The 13679-nt window shown below is 53.1% G+C and carries 13 protein-coding genes; 9 read left to right on the top strand and 4 right to left on the bottom strand.

Annotated features, from left to right (window positions below; genetic code table 11):
- Nucleotides 1-209: 209 nt before the first annotated feature.
- Complete coding sequence (locus tag F1728_RS21475) at nucleotides 210-527, top strand: hypothetical protein (protein ID WP_145043047.1); 318 nt, start codon at nucleotides 210-212, stop codon at nucleotides 525-527.
- 41 nt (nucleotides 528-568) lie between these two features.
- Here F1728_RS21475 and F1728_RS31800 read toward each other — a convergent pair whose 3' ends face one another.
- Nucleotides 569-793: a hypothetical protein gene (locus F1728_RS31800; RefSeq protein WP_228030278.1), complete on the bottom strand. Its 225-nt coding sequence runs from the start codon at nucleotides 791-793 to the stop codon at nucleotides 569-571.
- Nucleotides 786-2120: a P-loop NTPase family protein gene (locus F1728_RS21470; RefSeq protein ID WP_228030277.1), complete on the bottom strand. Its 1335-nt coding sequence runs from the start codon at nucleotides 2118-2120 to the stop codon at nucleotides 786-788. The genes F1728_RS31800 and F1728_RS21470 overlap by 8 nt, the downstream gene beginning before the upstream one ends.
- 481 nt (nucleotides 2121-2601) lie before the next feature.
- Here F1728_RS21470 and asnB point away from each other — a divergent pair, with 481 nt between their 5' ends.
- The 8 genes from asnB to F1728_RS21430 all read left to right on the top strand — a co-directional run bounded on the left by asnB (nucleotide 2602) and on the right by F1728_RS21430 (nucleotide 11905).
- A complete protein-coding gene (gene asnB / locus F1728_RS21465; RefSeq protein WP_155365789.1) occupies nucleotides 2602-4575 on the top strand; it encodes an asparagine synthase (glutamine-hydrolyzing) in 1974 nt (657 codons plus the stop codon).
- A gap of 49 nt (nucleotides 4576-4624) precedes the next feature.
- Nucleotides 4625-4882: an acyl carrier protein gene (locus F1728_RS21460; RefSeq protein ID WP_155365788.1), complete on the top strand. Its 258-nt coding sequence runs from the start codon at nucleotides 4625-4627 to the stop codon at nucleotides 4880-4882.
- Nucleotides 4883-4900: 18 nt separating this feature from the next.
- A complete protein-coding gene (locus tag F1728_RS21455; protein ID WP_155365787.1) occupies nucleotides 4901-6457 on the top strand; it encodes a class I adenylate-forming enzyme family protein in 1557 nt (518 codons plus the stop codon).
- Nucleotides 6458-6547: 90 nt separating this feature from the next.
- Nucleotides 6548-7543 (top strand): NAD(+) synthase, encoded by a 996-nt coding sequence (gene nadE / locus F1728_RS21450; protein ID WP_145043057.1) that lies wholly within the window; start codon nucleotides 6548-6550, stop codon nucleotides 7541-7543.
- Between the two features lie 43 nt (nucleotides 7544-7586).
- A complete protein-coding gene (locus F1728_RS21445) occupies nucleotides 7587-8636 on the top strand; it encodes a polysaccharide deacetylase family protein (RefSeq protein WP_194242466.1) in 1050 nt (349 codons plus the stop codon).
- Nucleotides 8637-8934: 298 nt separating this feature from the next.
- Nucleotides 8935-9540, top strand: a complete 606-nt coding sequence (gene rpsD / locus F1728_RS21440) for a 30S ribosomal protein S4 (RefSeq protein WP_145043061.1) — start codon at nucleotides 8935-8937, stop codon at nucleotides 9538-9540.
- A 208-nt stretch (nucleotides 9541-9748) separates the two neighbouring features.
- Entirely contained in the window at nucleotides 9749-10372 is a 624-nt protein-coding gene (locus F1728_RS21435; protein ID WP_145043063.1) for an adenylate kinase family protein, read from the top strand.
- Nucleotides 10373-10429: 57 nt separating this feature from the next.
- On the top strand, nucleotides 10430-11905 hold the full coding sequence (locus F1728_RS21430; protein WP_228030276.1) for a sulfatase family protein: 1476 nt from the start codon (nucleotides 10430-10432) through the stop codon (nucleotides 11903-11905).
- A gap of 16 nt (nucleotides 11906-11921) precedes the next feature.
- On the opposite strand, the gene F1728_RS21425 is transcribed toward F1728_RS21430, so the two are convergent.
- Both F1728_RS21425 and F1728_RS21420 read right to left on the bottom strand, forming a co-directional pair.
- Nucleotides 11922-12665 carry an SDR family oxidoreductase gene (locus tag F1728_RS21425; RefSeq protein ID WP_155365785.1) on the bottom strand — a complete coding sequence of 248 codons (744 nt, stop codon included), beginning with the start codon at nucleotides 12663-12665 and terminating at the stop codon, nucleotides 11922-11924.
- A gap of 187 nt (nucleotides 12666-12852) precedes the next feature.
- A complete protein-coding gene (locus F1728_RS21420) occupies nucleotides 12853-13659 on the bottom strand; it encodes a tetratricopeptide repeat protein (protein WP_155365784.1) in 807 nt (268 codons plus the stop codon).
- Between the last annotated feature and the right edge of the window lie 20 nt (nucleotides 13660-13679).

The raw sequence follows: 13679 nt of genomic DNA, 5'->3' as shown, positions 1-13679 counted from the left end.
TGCTGACACAGGAATTTTTTACAATGTTCCTACCTTTAGGTTAAAACCTCTTGCCAACTTAATAAGAGAATTTTATCCTTCTTTCCTCTTCGCACGTATTGGCATACTTTCCCAATATCAAACTGCGTGCAGGAACTCTACCCCATAAAGATTCCAGTTCGGATTTACAGGAATATTTTATCAAGGGATTGAACGTAAGGAGCTCATGGATGAGCGTTTTAAAAATCTATTACCCCGAAGAAACTACCACCGAAACCCCCGTCACTCAGACAGAATCTCAACCAACGATTCTGCCATTCCGTCGGGCACTTAACCGTCAGCCCCGGTTCGAAAGACAGACTGACTGGGTTCTGAACCGCGCACGGATCCTGTTTCAAAATCAGCAGTGCCCGGCATGCAACAGTTCCTCAGTTGAGAAACTGGAACTGCGAGACGGCTTGCTCAACCGCAGGAACCGGATGATTCCGGGAACGTCCACGGTTGTAGGCTTCCGTTGTGAATGCTGTGATACAGAATGGCCCGCCTGAAACAACTGCGATCCTTTCCAGGATAACGGTAGTTCGTGGACTTACATCACAGAGAAGTAGTTTTCGACAGCAAAGTCGAATGCCTCCGCGCTGAGTTTGCGCGGCAGTTCCTTGTAAGTGCAGAAGTTCTTGACCTGTAACAGGAGGTCACGCGGCTGACAGGCGCGGAACGGTCGATCAACGGCTTTGTAGTGCGTATCGACCAGGTGCTGGTAAGCATCCTCGTCAAACTGAAAGCCCATGATCGGCGCCATCAACTCAAACAAGGCCCGGAATTCCTCCTCGGAGGGATCGAGGGCCTCGATTTTGTAAGGAATACGACGCAGAAACGCAGCGTCGACCAGATCCTTCGGCTCCAGGTTCGTCGAAAAGATAATCAACTGGTCGAAGGGCACCTGAATCTTTTTCCCGCTGGGCAGGTTCAGGAAGTCGTACCGTTTTTTCCAGCGGAACAATCCAGCGGTTGAGTAACTCATCCACGGGCATCCGCTGACGTCCAAAGTCGTCGATCACAAACGTCCCGCAGTTACTCTTCAACTGTAGAGGGGCTTCACAGATCTTGGTCTGCTGGTTCTGCGTAATTTCCAGTTCCTTCATGGTGAGTTCCCCCCCGGCTATCACCGTAGGACGCACGATCTGCACCCACCGCTGATCAATGCCGGACAGGTCAAACAACCCCTCGGCTGTCTCTTCCTGAACGACTTCTTCGTGCAGTCCCGGGTCGAAGATCCGAATAATGTCTCCATCGATACCCAGGCAGCGGGGAATCCAGATCGTCGAACCAAAGGCTTTGGTAATCCGCTCTGCAATACTCGTCTTCCCGTTACCGGCTTCACCGAAGAGGAACATCCCCCGGCCTGAGTTGACGGCAGGTCCCAGGCGATCGAGCATCTTGGGATTGATAATCAGATCGGAAAAGGCTTCTTTCAGATCCGCCTGGGTGGCTTCCTGCTTGGCAATGCTCTGCAGTTCCATCGCCTTGAGATAGTCTTTAAAACAGACGGGGGCCGCTCCGAAATAGGTACACTCCTGCGTATACCGTCGCGCGCGCTCCCGACCAAGTTCGGTAATCATGAATTCATAGTCGCCCATTTCGGCTGTACTGCCATAGGCAACCAGTTGATCTTGCTTGGCACGTTTCAGAATGGCGTCCACAATTCCAAAGGGCAACTTGATCTGCTTACAGATCTGTCGTCCCGTTTGAGTTCCTTTTGCCAGCAGATACTTGAGGATCAATCTCTCGATTTCATCCTGGGTTAAACCGGTATCATCCAGCGTTTCCGGACACTGTGGAACGAATTTCCCCTGCGATTCTTCGGCACTCCCTTTCAGCAGGGACTGTACGCGATTAAACAACTGGCTCAGATGTTGATCCTTGCCAATCACGCGCATGGGTTCGCTTAATTCGGGAAGTGCAGAGGTCGACAGGCCATCGAGATCGTCTTCAGCGTATGAGTCCGAATCGTCAGAATTCTCGGAGGCTGCCAGTTCCAGCATGCTCAGAGAGGCCAGAAGCTCTTCGGTATTCACCGTATTCGATGCGGTTTTCCCTGTGGCTTCTTGATCATCATGATTGGATTGAAGATTGGACACGTCGGAAGTAGTTTCATGAGCTGACATATTCGGTTCACATTCCATCTAATGCGTTGAATGGAAAAGCCGCATCATCCGGTCGTATCTTTTCCGGCCAGGCCCGCTTTGATGAGAGTGAGAGGAAGTGCAACCTGCTTTCACACGCTGCAACGCAAACATAGCTCGGGTAATCTGAGAGTCAAATTTGTTTTTCAACTCTCATTAATCATCGCCCGCTTCAGGCAAATTGACTCAAACCACCACGGTTTGGTCACTCCCATCTCATCAGTGGCCAGAAGTTCCCTGCAACAGCTGGACCGATCGCAGGAGTTGCACCAGTTAATCATCAAAATAGTCAATACCCTGTTTATTTTTCTAAACAGCCAGGCGAACACATAGGGAAAATTTGACTTGGTACCGCCCCGACCTAGATTCCCTCTGTGAGAGTATTGTCTTGCAGACAGGCAACTTCCATCTCTTCTTACTTGAACTGGATGCTTCTATGTGTGGAATTGCGGGCTTCATCCGCACTGATCGACGCCCCGTCGAACAGGCAGAACTTAAAAAGATGATTGCGACCCTGAATCACCGCGGTCCTGATGCCTCAGGCACACAGGTCTTGGATTCAGTCGGACTCGCCCACAGTCGACTCAGCATTGTCGACCTGGCCGGTGGCCTGCAGCCCATGCAGACTCCAGATGGCATGCTCAGCGTCACATTCAACGGAGAGATTTTCAACCACATCGAACTGCGTGCCGAGCTCCAGCAGAAAGGCTACCAGTTCCAGACCCACTCTGATACAGAAGTCATCCTGCTGATGTATGCCGAATATGGTCCGGAATGCGTACATCACTTTAACGGACAGTGGGCCTTCGCAATCCATGATCGACGCAAACAGGAAGTCTTTCTGTCCCGCGACCGGATGGGAATCCGACCGCTGGTCTATACGCAGACTCCCAGTCGCTTCTGCTTTGCCTCAGAAATCAAAGCCCTGTTTGCCCTGCCGGATGTCGAACGACGCGTCGATCACACAGCATTGAACCAGCTGTTTACCTTCTGGTCTCCTCTGCCTCCCCGTACATTTTTTGCCGGTGTCTCTGAACTGCCCCCCGGTCATTCCATGATCGTGAAAGACGGTAATGTCAAAATCTGGCAATACTGGAATCTCGACTATTCACCCAACGAAGACAACCGCTCGCTGGACGACTGGGCAGACGAACTGCGGTCACTGCTGATCAACGCGACCCAGCTCCGGTTGCGGGCTGATGTGTCCGTCGGCGCCTACCTGAGCGGCGGACTCGACTCATCAATCACAGCCGCCATCATTCGCAATTACACAAACGCCCCGCTGAACACCTTCTCGGTCAACTTCAATGACAAAGATTTTGACGAAAGTCAGTTCCAGCAGGAAATGATCACCGAATTGGGCACCGACCATCAGACTGTCTGCTGCTCTTATGACGATATCGGCCGTATCTTCCCGACGGTAATTCAGCACACAGAAAAACCGGTTTTACGCACGGCACCTGCCCCTATGTTTCTCCTGTCGAAACTGGTCCGGGAAAGTCAGTTCAAGGTTGTCATGACGGGAGAGGGTGCCGACGAAGTCTTCGGCGGCTACGACCTGTTTAAAGAAACAAAAATCCGTCGCTTCTGGAGTCGGCAACCGGATTCCAAAATCCGTCCGCTGCTGCTCAAGCGTCTCTACCCTTACATGAAAAATCTGCAGGCCCAGTCCCCCGACTACCTGAAAGCGTTCTTCAAGATTCGTGAAGATGAACTCGACAGCCCCTTCTTCTCGCATCTGCCACGCTGGGACCTTACAGCCAAACTCAAAACATTCTTCAGCGATGACCTCAAACAGGAACTGCAAGCACAGGACCCACAGGCTGAGTTCCAGCAGCAGCTGCCCGCTCAGTTTTCGGAGTGGCCTTCCTTCTGTCAGGCACAGTACCTGGAAGCCATCAATCTGATGCCCGGCTACATTCTGTCTTCCCAGGGAGACCGGATGGCGATGGGCAATTCAGTCGAAGGCCGGTTCCCGTTCCTGGATTACCGGGTGGTCGAGTTCGCTTCCCGCGTTCCCGTACGATTCAAGATGAATGGTCTCAACGAAAAATTCCTGCTGAAATACGCCTTGAGAGACCTGATTCCCGACAGCATTCGCCAACGTCCCAAACAACCTTATCGTTCCCCGGACGCACACAGTTTCATCGACTCAAACAGCCAGCGGGCACGGTTTGCTTATGTCAACGAACTGCTGTCCCCGGAATGCCTGGAGGCTCATGGACTGTTCCAGCCCACCGCAGTCCAGCGCCTGGTCAAAAAGATGGAACAGGGACGCGCCATCGGCACACGAGACAACATGGCTCTGGTCGGAATCCTTTCGACCCAGATTCTGGTCGAACAGATGATCAACGGCCAGACAGTCACAGCCGGAAAAGAAACAACAGCTCCCGCCACCATTACGAGTTAACACAATCCCTTAATAACATCTCCACTCAGTACAGCTAAGAGGTAATAACATGAATCCCATTCAATCAGAGATCCGTAACTTTGTCGCAGAAAACTTCCTGTTCGGGGAAGATCCGGAATCTTTGCAGAACGACGACTCATTCCTGGAAACAGGCATCATCGATTCCACCGGCGTGCTCGAACTGGTTGCCTTTATCGAAGACCAGTATCACGTTGAAGTCGATGACGATGAACTTGTCCCGGAAAACCTGGACTCCATCAATCGTCTGATCGATTTCATCGACTCCAAACTCAAAGAACTGGCTTAATTTCAAAGGAGCGGGCTGTTGTTACTACAATCATTTCTGGAACAGAGCGCCAGTCATCATCCTGACAAAGTCGCCTTGATCATCAATCAGTCGCGGTACACCTACCGGGAACTGGAACAGCAGAGCAACCGGCTGGCACATGCGCTGCTGGAGCGGGGGCTGCAAAGAGGAGACCGGGTGGCCATCCATCTGGATAACTCCCTCGAAGCCGTCGTCGCGATCTTTGCGACCATCAAAGCGGGTGGTGTGTTCGTAATGGTCAATCCCACTACGAAAATCGATAAGCTGACCTACGTGCTCAACAACTGCCGGGCCAGCGTTCTGATCATCCCCGGGAAGAAACGGACCTCGATCCTCGAAAATTCCGATCTGCTGCCCCACCTGAAAACCGTGGTGACCGTGGGTCCTGTCACCGGACATCCGGAGCAGACTGATCTGCAGATGCCCCGCTTCGCAGAGTGGGATCAACTGCAGTCTGATTTCGCGGACCAGAATACCCCGCCACACATCCAGACGATCAGCATCGATCTGGCGGCCCTGGTCTACACCTCAGGCTCAACCGGAAATCCCAAGGGGGTCATGCTGACGCATTTAAACATGACTTCAGCCGCCCGTTCAATTACCACCTACCTGATGAATGTCCCCGAAGACATCATCCTCAACGTACTCCCCCTGTCATTCGATTATGGTCTCTATCAGCTGCTGATGGCATTCCGGGTCGGTGCGACACTGGTTCTTGAAAAATCGTTTACCTATCCACATGCAGTGCTGCAGAAGATCATTGATGAAAAAGTGACCGGATTTCCGCTGGTCCCGACGATGTCTGCCATTCTGCTGAAAATGGATCTCTCCAAGTATGACTTCTCGCAGCTGCGTTATATCACCAACACCGGTGCCGCGCTGCCCACAGAGCATATCCTGACATTCCGCAAACGTCTGCCTCACCTGCAGATCTTCTCGATGTATGGTCTGACCGAGTGCAAGCGGGTTTCGTATCTGCCCCTCGATCAGATCGATACCAGAACCGGTTCGGTGGGTATCGCCATGCCGGACACGGAAGTCTTCATCGTCGACGACGAAGGCCATCGCCTGCCCCCCGAACATGTCGGCGAACTGGTCGTGCGTGGTGCCAATGTCATGAAAGGTTACTGGGAAGCCCCCGAACGTACTGCCGAGCGTCTGAAAGTGGGAGAACTGCCGGGAGAAATGTTCCTGTATACCGGCGACCTGTTCCGCATGGACCGCGAAGGCTACCTGTACTTCGTAGGCCGACGAGATGACATTATTAAAAGTCGCGGTGAAAAAGTCAGTCCCAAGGAAGTGGAAAATGTCATGTTTGCCCATCCGGCAATTTCGGAAGCCGCCATCGTGGGTGATCCCGATCCGGTCCTGGGACAGTCGATCCGTGCCATCGTGACTCTGATGCCCGGAGAGGAACTGACCGAAAAAGAGGTCCTTTCCTACTGTCGCAAGCACCTGGAAGATTTCATGGTTCCACAGAAAGTGGAATTCCGTGATGAGCTTCCGAAATCCCCCAACGGCAAAGTCGATAAAAAACAGCTGGCTCTGCCCTGAAACGGCGATCCACAAAGCGATTTCATACACAATACATACTTATTACCAACGCCTGCTGAGCCAGTCACAGCAGCTACAGGAGAACCATAAATGTCGACCACAACTTCCACCCGTACTTTCAGTCCTGCTTTGTTAGATCTCGATTGTGCTGCAGAAACCGAACGCATCGTCCGCTGGATGCAGGAAACCGTCCGCAAGGATATGCGTAAAAAGGGAGCCGTTCTGGGTCTCTCCGGAGGAATCGACAGCAGCGTCGTGACCGCACTTTGTGTCCACGCCTTCGGTTCTGACCGGGTGCTGGGGATCATGATGCCCGAACACGACACAAAAGACGAAAGCCTGATCTACGGCCAGTTACTCGCCGATCATTACCATGTCGAGTCACTCGTCGAAAACATCTCCCCCATGCTGCAGGGAGCGGGCTGTTACGAACGCCGTGATGCTGCCATCAAAAAAGTCATCCCGGAATACGAACCTCACTGGAAATCCAAAATCGTGCTGCCCAACCTGCTCCAGGAAGGGGGCTATCGAGTCTTTTCCGTAGTCGTGCAGACTCCGGACGGGGAACTGATTAAGAAACGACTTCCCCTCTCGGCCTATCAGACCATTGTTGCAGCAACGAACTTTAAACAGCGCTGTCGCAAAATGATGGAATACTATCATGCAGACCGTCTGAACTACGCAGTGCCGGGCACACCGAATCGCCTCGAATACGACCAGGGCTTCTTCGTCAAAAACGGTGATGGTGCTGCCGACCTGAAACCGATCGCACACCTTTACAAGACTCAGGTCTATCAGCTGGCAGCTTACCTGAATGTTCCGGAACTGATCCAGATGCGTCCTCCGACTACCGACACCTATTCTCTGGAACAGTCCCAGGAAGAATTCTTCTTTGCCGTCTCTTACGACAAACTGGACTGCTGCCTGTATGGCTTAAACCACGGTTATTCCGCAGCCGAAGTCGCAGAAGGCATCGGACTGCCCGCCGAACAGGTCGCACTGGTTTACAGCGACATCGAATCAAAACGCAAAGCAGGTCGTTACCTGCACATGTCACCGCAATTGATCGAACGTGTCGCTAACTGAGACCGTTGCTGGAGAGGCAACTGTTATGGAAAGGATATGGGGTATGAGTAAAAAAGAACTGCTGGCCAGAGCGCTCGACTGGACGGGAATGAATCTGCTCGCGCGGAATACACCCGTCTGGAATGGTCTGGTTGTTCTGAATTACCATCGAATCGGAGACAAGCAGAACTCACTGTTCGACCACGATCTCTGGAGTGCATCTGCAGAAGATTTTGAACAACAGCTGCGATTCCTGACTCTGAATTTCGATCTGATACGCATTCAAGATCTGGACCATATCTGGAAAAGCCCGCGGGGACGTTACGTCCTCATCACGTTCGATGATGGATACCTCGATAATTACGAATGGGCCTTTCCCCTGCTCCGCGCCTACAATTCACCAGCCACGTTTTTCCTGACCACCGGCTTTCTGGACGAGCGCAAGATTGCCTGGTGGGACGAAATCTCCTGGATGGTGCGCAGCTCATCACAGAGTAATTTGAAACTGGCCCCCTGGAGTGAGCAGGAATTCTCTCTGGAACCTGCTCAGCAAAGCCAGACGATTAAATTACTCTTACAGATCTACAAGGGACTGTCCGGGGAACAGACAGAAGACTTCATGACTGCCCTCGCAGACGCGACCGGCACCGGTCGCTGCCCCGCAGAAACCGCAGATCGGGTCTGGATGGACTGGGACATGATCCGCGAAATGAGTGAAGCGGGCATGGATATCGGCGGGCATACCGTCAATCATCCCATCCTGGCCAATCATCCGGAAGAAACGCAGAAATTCGAAGTTCAACACTGCAAGCAGCGGATCGAAACCGAACTCAATCAGTCGATCACGGCTTTCAGTTATCCCGTGGGTGCCCAAAATTCGTTTGACCATCTCACGCGTAACTGCCTGGAGGAATCCGGTTATCGCTGGGGATTCAGCTATTACGGCGGCTACTCGCCCCTGGGTGAACACGATCCCTGGGACCTGCCGCGCATCGCGATTGAATCCGAAAATCCCGCGTCCCTGTTCCGGTCGTCAGTCTCTTTCCCCCAGGTCTTCAGCCAGAAGAAGGTGTACACTAACACAGACACCGATCCTGCAACCTCAGCCGAATAATTCGACTCAGGGGGACTGTTTCTGATATTTTCTCAGAATTTGTGATCCGTCTCCTCAGTTGGTTGACGATTCCCTGAGAATTTGCGATAACAACGGACCGCTTTGCAGGTTGTGGTACGCGCGACTACGTGCTGTTTATCACAATTTCAACTGCTCTATCTGGTTTGATTTACCTGATACTCAGCCGCTAAGCTGTTATACAGGAATAGTTTATTTCGATCAAACCCTAATAATATTTCTTTGCCGTGTGTTACTGGAACCAAGCGGCAGCTGATGATTAATGTGGGAGAAAGACTGAATGGGTCGTTACACAGGACCAAAAGGACGGGTTAACCGCCGTTTAGGAGCTTTGGTTTTCGAAGACGCAGGTGCAACACGTGCACTGGACCAGCGGAGCATGCCGCCGGGAATGTCACAGCGTCGGCGGAAGCCCTCAAACTACGGTCTCGCATTAATCGAAAAGCAGAAGATCAAATTCTACTACGGTCTGCGTGAACGTCAGCTGCGTCGGTACTTCGACAAAGCCAAACGGACCAAAGGCAACACCGGGGAAGCTCTGCTGATCCTCTGCGAGCGTCGTCTCGACAATGTTGTCTGTCGGGCTGGATTTGCTCAGACTCGTCCGCAGGCGCGTCAGGGTATCGTTCACTCACACTTCCAGTTGAACGGCCAGACGGTTAACAAGCCTTCTATCTGGGTCAAACCAGGTGATGTCATTACCGTCCGCAACCGTCCCAACCTGAAGAAACTCTACGGCGAACTGGTTGAATCCGGTCGCCCCGGATGTGCCTGGTTGTCTCTGGACAAAAAAGAGCTGGCAGCAACCGTTGTCACAGCTCCTGGTTCAGAAGATGTCAGCCTGCCGGTTGACGTTGGTCAGGTCGTGGCGTTGATCTCTCGCTAAAGATCAATTCTCGTACAAATCAACACTCCGAAAAATCGTTCTGGTTTTTCGGAGTGTTTTTATTTACCTTCGTTATAAAATCCCCGTCAGGGGTGAGAATTCTGTTGGAACACGCTATTGTAATTAACAGAATTGTTTTTAAAACTTGATGCACTACCCGCCGTGATCGCAGCGACCTTCTACGGCCTTGAGAGAGAGAGGCATAACTATGGCAACGGACCGTCGAAAAGCCGTCCTGTTGTTTGGTGCTCCTGGAGTTGGTAAAGGAACTCAGGGGAGAATTTTAGGTCAGATCCCGGGCTTTTTCCATCTCTCCAGTGGAGACGTCTTTCGCTCAATCGATATCGAGTCTCCCGAAGGTCAGGAAATTTATAAATACAGTTCACGCGGCGAACTGGTTCCTGATGAGCTCAGTATCCGCATCTGGAAACAGGGACTCGATGCCCGGGCAACCCTCTCCATGTACAAGCCTCGTAAAGACATCCTCATTCTCGACGGAATTCCCCGAAATGTGGAACAGGCGAAAATCCTGGAACAACACATCCATGTGCTCAAGGTGCTCCACTTAACCTGTAGTGACGAAGAAGAGATGATCCACCGCATCCGGCACCGCGCGATCCGCGAGAACCGGGCCGACGATGCCAACGAAAGTGTCATCCGTCGTCGCTTCGAAGTCTATCGTGAAGAATCAGCACAGGTTCTCAGCTGTTACCCAGAAGATATCGTCGCACACATTGATGCGATTGGTTCTCCTGCCGGCGTCTTACTCGCCTGCCTCGAACAGCTCGTCCCCGTGCAGGATGCTCACTTCCGGGGTGAACACACCTCCTGAGTCAGAAAGAATCGTACCCGCCAGTAAATAGATCAGATTAGACAGAAAGGCGCGCTCATGGCCGGTTTGAACTGGGGATTTTCTTTACTGCGAACGAAACTCTCAAATACCGACTGGGTCCTGCTGCTCTGCCTGATCACATTACTGAGCCTGGCGCCCGCAAAAGCACAGGCGCGGCCGGCCCGCCAGCATCCGAACTTCGTGATCATCTTCACTGACGATCAGGGCTACCAGGATGTCGGCGTCTTCGGCTCTCCGAACATTAAAACTCCCAATCTCGACCAGATGGCCCAGGAGGGAGTTCGCTTTACCGACTTCTACGCTGCCCAGGCCGTCTGTTCAGCCTCACGGGTCGCCCTGCTCACCGGCTGTTATCCCAATCGCGTCGGCATTCGCGGCGCACTGGGACCGCAGTCCAAAATCGGCATCAACGCAGAAGAAACCACAATCGCGGAAGTCGTCAAGCCACAGGGCTACGCCACCGCGATCTACGGTAAATGGCACCTGGGACATCTGCCCGAATTTCTGCCGACCCGCCACGGCTTCGACGAGTATTTCGGGCTCCCCTACTCAAATGATATGTGGCCGTTCCACCCGACAGCTGGAAAACGGTTCCCTGATCTGCCCCTGATCGAAAATGAAACCGTCATCAATCCCAAAGTCACCGGCAAAGAACAGGCTCAGCTCACGACCTGGTACACGGAACGTGCCGTCTCGTTTATCAACAAACACCATGATCAGCCTTTCTTCCTCTATGTCCCGCAGTCCATGCCTCACGTGCCCCTGTATGTCAGCGACAAGTTCAAAGGCAAATCAGAGCAGGGCCTGTATGGCGACGTGATCATGGAAATCGACTGGTCCGTCGGTCAGATCCGCCAGGCACTCAAAGAAAACGGCATCGCTGAAAACACCCTGGTGATCTTCACCTCCGATAACGGCCCCTGGCTCTCCTATGGCGACCATGCCGGTTCTGCGCTCCCCCTGCGGGAAGGTAAAGGCACCGCCTGGGATGGGGGCCAACGCGAACCCTGCATCATGGCCTGGCCCGGACAGATTCCGGCAGGCACCGTCTGTCACGAGATGGCGATGACCATCGATCTTCTGCCCACCATCGCCTACCTCTCCGGCGGCAAGGTGCCTCAAGACCGCATCATCGACGGCAAAAACATCTGGCCCCTGATGAGCGGAGAATCAGGAGCCAAATCCCCCCACGACGTGCTCTACTTCTACTGGGGCGATCACCTGAATGCAGTTCGCAGCGGTAAATGGAAGCTGCACTTCCCGCATCCTTACCGCAGTCTGAAAGACAAACCTGGCTCCGGCGGTACGCCCGGCCCCTACATCCAGAAGAAAACCGGCCTGGCCCTCTATAACCTGGCAGACGACATCAGCGAAAGCAAAAACGTCGCTGATCAGCATCCTGAAGTCGTCAAACGCCTCACCGCCCTGGGAGAACAGGCCCGCGAAGATCTCGGCGACTCCGGCACAAAACGCAAAGGCAAAAACAACCGCCAGCCCGGCCGGGTCGACTGATTTCCGAGAGCAAAGCTTACCCTTCGGACATCTCCGCTTCAATCACATTTTGAGCAAAGTCCTGATAGACATCCCCGATTCCCTTCGCGATGGCGTCCGGGAAGACATGAAACTGGCCTGAGCTCAGTGCTTCCACAAGCGCATCGGCGACGACTTCAGGGGGCTCTGCAATATCCTCAAACCCCGCTTCATGTCCCATGTCCGTGGCAATCGGCCCCGGATGCACGCTAACCACGAGAGTCCCCTGCTCTTTCAGCACCTGCCTCAACGCCTGTGTTACTGAATACGAGGCTGCTTTGGAGGCACTGTATGTAGCGAACTGGGGAAAATTAAGCAGGGAAGCCCCTGAATTTAACTGGACCAGTGCCCCGCCCGCGTTGGCTTTCAGGACCGGCGCGAAAGCCTGCGCAACGCGGATCAGACCGCTCACGTTCGTCTCCATCTCAAATTGGAGAGATTCAATTGCCTCGGGAGAGAGCACCGTGGTCGATGTTAATACACCCGCATTATTCACGACCAGCGAGACATCACTGGCAGTCTGGGCTGCAGTCTTAATCGTTTCCGGTTTCGTCAGATCCAGCTCCAGGGGAACCACCTTATCCCCATATTCATCGGTCAACCCGGAAACCGAAGACGGATTACGCACCGCAGCATAGACTTTCGCCGCACCAGCTTTCAGCAATGCTTCCAGAATCGATTTCCCAATCCCCCGATTCGCACCGGTTACCAGTCCCACCTGACCACTGATCTCATAGCCCATCTCAGATACCTTTTATAAAACAGAAATTTCTCCCACTGGCATCACCAGCAGTCGTCCAGGAGCGTCACACGCATTCTACGCCGCGGCTTCGCTGAGGCAAGACTTGAGTTCCAGGATCGGAAGATTGCTGTATCGGACGTGAAATATCTCATATAGGACAGCATCGACAGTAGAAGTCCGTTCCCCCTCACTTCCAGAACTGCCACCACTTTTTTGTCAACCGGCGTTCACAGCGTTTGCAAATCGTCAGCGGCCGGCCTTCTACGGTAATCATCACTCCCTGTTCATAATCTTTTCCACAGATGGCACAGCTCGACAGATCGGGGCCCGTCGTTTCGACCGATTCAAAGTCTTCTACCATCGGTCCGCCCTGACGCAGATGCGCGATATACTTCAACTCGCTGAGTGCGATTTCGCTTTCGGGGTCCAGTTCCAGCGAAGCATGAAAGGCGGCTTCCGCATCATCCAGTTTCCCCATTTCGATCAAAACGAATCCCCGACCGCGACGTGCCATTGCCAGTTCGGCCTGACTGACATGCGGTCCGGTCTCCACCACCTGATCATACAATGCGAGGGCCCCTTCTTTATTCCCCAGGTGAATCAGCGCCTGCGCCTTCTCGAACAGAAACTTTGGATTCTCCGGCTCCAGGCTGCGGCCCTTGTCGAGATACTCTACCGCCTGGGCATACTGCTGCTGTTTCACACACAGGAACCCCAGGTAGTAATAAGCCCGCGGATAGGCATTCCCGATCCACTTCACCGCCCGCTCCGTTCCCTGGTCCTGCATCCAGCTCACATAATGCATGAACTCATTCATGCTCCAGAACTTGATCGCCACTCCTCCCTCTTTTGCCTCTTCATTTTCATAGGTCTCCGGCGTGTTGGCAATCACCTCCTGAAGCAGCCGCTCCCCCTGTTGCAGCTTACCCGCCGTCAACGCTTCCAGAGCCGCTTCAACTTTGGTCACGTCCTCTGTTTCGACTTCACTTGCCACTGGCCCAGCCTCAATTCATT

It is taken from the genome of Gimesia benthica, from assembly GCF_009720525.1.
Classification (GTDB): domain Bacteria; phylum Planctomycetota; class Planctomycetia; order Planctomycetales; family Planctomycetaceae; genus Gimesia; species Gimesia benthica.
Note: the sequence above shows the minus strand (reverse complement) of the source record. Positions and strands in the feature narration are given on the sequence as shown.